The sequence below is a fragment of the Ruegeria sp. HKCCD6604 genome (assembly GCF_013110635.1).
Lineage (GTDB): Bacteria > Pseudomonadota > Alphaproteobacteria > Rhodobacterales > Rhodobacteraceae > Ruegeria.
This window is the reverse complement of sequence record NZ_WVQW01000024.1, coordinates 1-3945: the sequence shown is the minus strand read 5'-3', so window position 1 is coordinate 3945 and position 3945 is coordinate 1. Positions and strand designations below refer to the sequence as shown.

The following is a 3945-nucleotide window of genomic DNA, read 5'->3' as shown; positions in this document are numbered from 1 at the left end:
TGTTTTTCAAGACGTTTCTTTTGTTACGGGATCGGTTTTCGGCAAAAAAGTGTTATTCGAGGGGCATTACCAAGTTATCCGACGTGGATGGAAACGAGTAGGAGACTGCGCAATCAGGCCGATAGTTCCGTAGCATAACCTTCCCACAGCTTGAACGCGTCGGCTCTAGCATGGCGGTAGGGGAGAGTGGAAAGGCGATAGCGGCAGGGACGGAAGATCGTGGTGATTTGGTCGTGGGCGACGAGAAATCGTTGCGTCTGGCGTAGTGACTTGAATCGATCCATCATTTTTCCGCTTTCGCGTCGGTCGGTGCGACCCTTCGATCCGGTTGTTGAGCCCCTTGTGCGCCCGATGGTTGGCTTCCAGATACGATAGCCTTGATCGGCTTGGTGTAGCTCCGCAGCTTGTCTGTGATCACGACACGCGGTTCGCCATAGGCAGCCGCCAGCCGACCGAAGAAACGCTTTGCGGCTTTGGCATTGCGGCGAGGCTGGATCACAATGTCGAGTACGTCTCCGTTGCCATCGATTGCACGCCACAGCCAATGTTTTACGCCGTTGATCGGGATGACCACTTCGTCCATATGCCAATTGTCGTGCGGCCGAGGCCGGTCGCGTCGGATACAAGCTGCGAACTGAGACTCGAAACGGTTCACCCAGGGACGAACCGCTTCACGACTAACGATGACACCGCGATCCGCCAGAAGGTCCACGATATCCGCCGCGCTGAGAGCAAACCGATGATATACCCACACCGCATAGGCGATGATTTCACGAGGGAAACGGAAGCCCTTCAGCCGAGGCAATGAGGTCGGTATGGTCATGGTGCCGCGCTACCCGAGAACGACAACCCGATCAACTTGGCAATGCCGGTGGCCTTCCCAAAACGGAACGACGACGACGGCGTAACCGAATAACCGAAGGGCAGGGCGGTGCACGTCGTCCTTTCCATTGCTCCGGCTTAGAGCCGGACCGAAAAAAGCGCCTCACGGGCGCTTTTTTGTATCGATGACCTTGATGAAGCATGACGAAGCAGGTTGCTGACCTTGAGAAATTATCTCCTGAATATATCTCGGGTGGCTCAATTACCCAGGCAAATCCCGCGCCCTTTGGTGCGTGACCGCGTGCTTGTCGGATGCCGGCATACCGGCCTCCGACTTGAACCAATCACGTCCTTTCTCCCTTCGGCCCAAGCAGTGGTGAAGCGCGTAGAAATTGCCATTATGAACTTTAGAGGGGTATTTGACGAACGCTATTCGGGCAACCCATGCGGCGCGTGATTGCCTTACGCCGGTCCATCGGACAGGATAAGGTGGTTGTGTTACAAATTCGATCTACCGTGAGATGTTATAAGTCCAACAATGAGCCGCACCACCGAAACACCACCTTTTCCTTTTGCTCGCGAGTAAATGCGTTGGAGTATCTGGAGGTTACTGCGACTCTGTTCGAGGCCCGTCGATGTTACCGCGGATGATGCGAAGGCTTTGACACCTGTAGTGTTGGCACCGCTTTTCTATATCATCATATTTATCGACAATCCGTTGACCGCCAGCATCTGTGCAAGGATGTCTGACGTCAGCGCCTACCGGACAGTGCAAGGAACTTTGTAACGGCAGGCTTGTTGCGGCATTGTGAAAGCACAAAATCTGACTTGAGTGATCTAAGTCTGAAATCTCCTCCAGTTTGTGTTTAGAGTTCGCCCAATTTGAGGCGATACCAGTCTTTGGACCAGCGGCAAGCAGAGTTTTCTGGATTCAATCAGGGTGACGGGCCGATTTAGAATAGTCCCGATCTTTTTGATTTTGACCAAAAGCCGATCAAAAGAAAGAAAACGGGAACCGCTCCTATCTTCCACAGACCCGGATCAGAATACCGGTTCGCCATCATTCATGCATCCAAAACGGGGTCGGAACTTTGGGTGTGTCACTTGTTGAAACAGGAATGACCCTAGTCAGTGAAATTTCGCGCCCTTTGTCAGTCTGAACTATGATCTCAATGTTATATCCCCCGGTGTCATCCTTGGCTGCAGCCGCGTCAGAGTGCGGGACCTTTAGAAACAGGCCCGGATCTGAAGACGTGCAATAAGGTGAGGTATTGCTGTCGCTTTGGACTGCGCGAGTTGAAACCTGAATATCCGTTATTTCGGTCCACTTTTCGCAGATGTCGCAAAAATCGAAGTTGGCTCTGAACAAGCGACACCCGGACGGGTCCGGGTAGGCGGCCCTTGGAGTGATCACGAGCCTGTAGGAATGCATCCCGTAATTTCTGAATACGAGGTTTGACAGGCTCATGACCGTGGCAATGGCCATGCATACTGCAACTGCAGGGCCCAAAAGTCGCTTTTCGGACGCGTAACCCACCAGCAGCGCAGATGGTATGAGCGCGACGGCCATCCATCCAAAGAACCTGTAGAAATTCCCTTTGCGGGGGCCGACAAAACTGAAGCCGACCAGCAGGGCCAAGATAATACAGACGAAAAAAATAGGTATTTTTCTGTCTTCGACTGTTGAGGTTCCCACCCGCAGCGCTGCCAGTATTGAAAGGAATACCGCCAGCCCGAATGCGCCGTTCATTGCCGCATACTCCCGACCTTCAAGATGGAAATTACGGCCCAGAACTGCCTGAAATAAAAAGTCGAAAGGTTCACGTCCGAAGAACGATAGAAACGCAGCGGTGAAGTCCAGCCCACCCAGGCCTTGCGCGAAGTGTCCCCAGCCGAGTTAGTCGGCGTCCCGCTCAAAGAGATTGGCTGCAATATCGGGTGAGGCAATAACAAGCCCTAACGAGATGGGTCCCGCCAGATACTTAGGTCTTAACATGCCCCACGCCCCCGAGAGGGCGACAGCACCCAGCGCAAAGGGCAGCATCAGTGCACCCAGTTCGTATAACAGGAAACCTAAGGCGCTGAACGCTGCCACGAGGTAAAAGAATTTTGGCCGGTTCTCCAGGATGGCTCGCACGAGAAAGTAGATGGCTGCACATTGTAGCAGAAGATAGTGACTCATCTGAATGGCCGTTGCGGACACTACAATGTGGAACTCATTCAGAGCTACGAAAAGAGTTGAGAAGAGCGCAGCAAAATTGCCAAAAAGATATTTTGCAAACAAACCGATGAAGGCAACGAAGGCAACGAAGGCGACGCCCGATACAATGCTGAAAAACCGATAACCAAAGTGGGTTTCCCCGAAAATTTCCGATCCAAAATATGCGAGGTAGGCTGTAATGGCCCCGTGAACACGGGTACGTATGGGAAGATAAGGATCTTCACTGTCAAAGGATATCTGCGAGGCTGTCACCAACCAGTCTCGTTCTTCATCCCAGAGGTAGCCAGAACTGAGCGCCAAATAAACACGGAGCAATGCCGCGATCACCACCAAGCCACTAAACAGTATCCAAAAGCGGCACTCTGATTTTGCTTTCACCTATCACACCCTTTAACCAGAAACATACTTTCGAAAATACATACTTATGCCCGTAGCTTGGATTATTCTTACGACACGTCAATCAAATAACATTGCGGAACAATGATTCCCGTCCGCTGAACCCGGCCTTTTGATCCGTGACGGGTGTTGTCACGCTGCTATGTCGGCGCAACGCCAGGGGAGGGGTGCGTCGAGACATGTGATCTTTTGATCGGCGGTTTCGGTCAGGGACGACCGCAGCGGATTGCGTCCCCACAGAATATCTGAACAACGAGTTCCCAAGGATGTGTCGCAAACTTTTTGAATGGCCAGAGTTAGCGACTTACCGGGCACACTTATCCTGCGATTTCTGCAAACAGCCGAAAACCGGATGTCGTAGTGCAGGGGAATTGTCGTTTTCGGATCATATTGGCCACCTCGATGCCGTCCATAGTAGCTGAGGCCGATCTGAACGATTTGAACCCGCGGTGATCATTTTTTTGCCGAAAACCGATCCCGTAACAAAAGAACCGTCTTGAAAAACC

Annotated in this window: 2 protein-coding genes and 1 pseudogene; all 3 read right to left on the bottom strand. The window is 52.2% G+C overall.

Annotation, left to right across the window (positions count from 1 at the left end):
• Positions 1-113 precede the first annotated feature (113 nt).
• Positions 114-823 (bottom strand): annotated as a pseudogene (locus tag GS614_RS21910) (IS6 family transposase).
• 1059 nt (positions 824-1882) lie between these two features.
• A complete protein-coding gene (locus GS614_RS21905) occupies positions 1883-2572 on the bottom strand; it encodes a hypothetical protein (RefSeq protein WP_171727323.1) in 690 nt (229 codons plus the stop codon).
• Between the two features lie 147 nt (positions 2573-2719).
• Positions 2720-3421: a glycosyltransferase family 39 protein gene (locus GS614_RS21900; protein ID WP_171727322.1), complete on the bottom strand. Its 702-nt coding sequence runs from the start codon at positions 3419-3421 to the stop codon at positions 2720-2722.
• Positions 3422-3945: the final 524 nt, after the last annotated feature.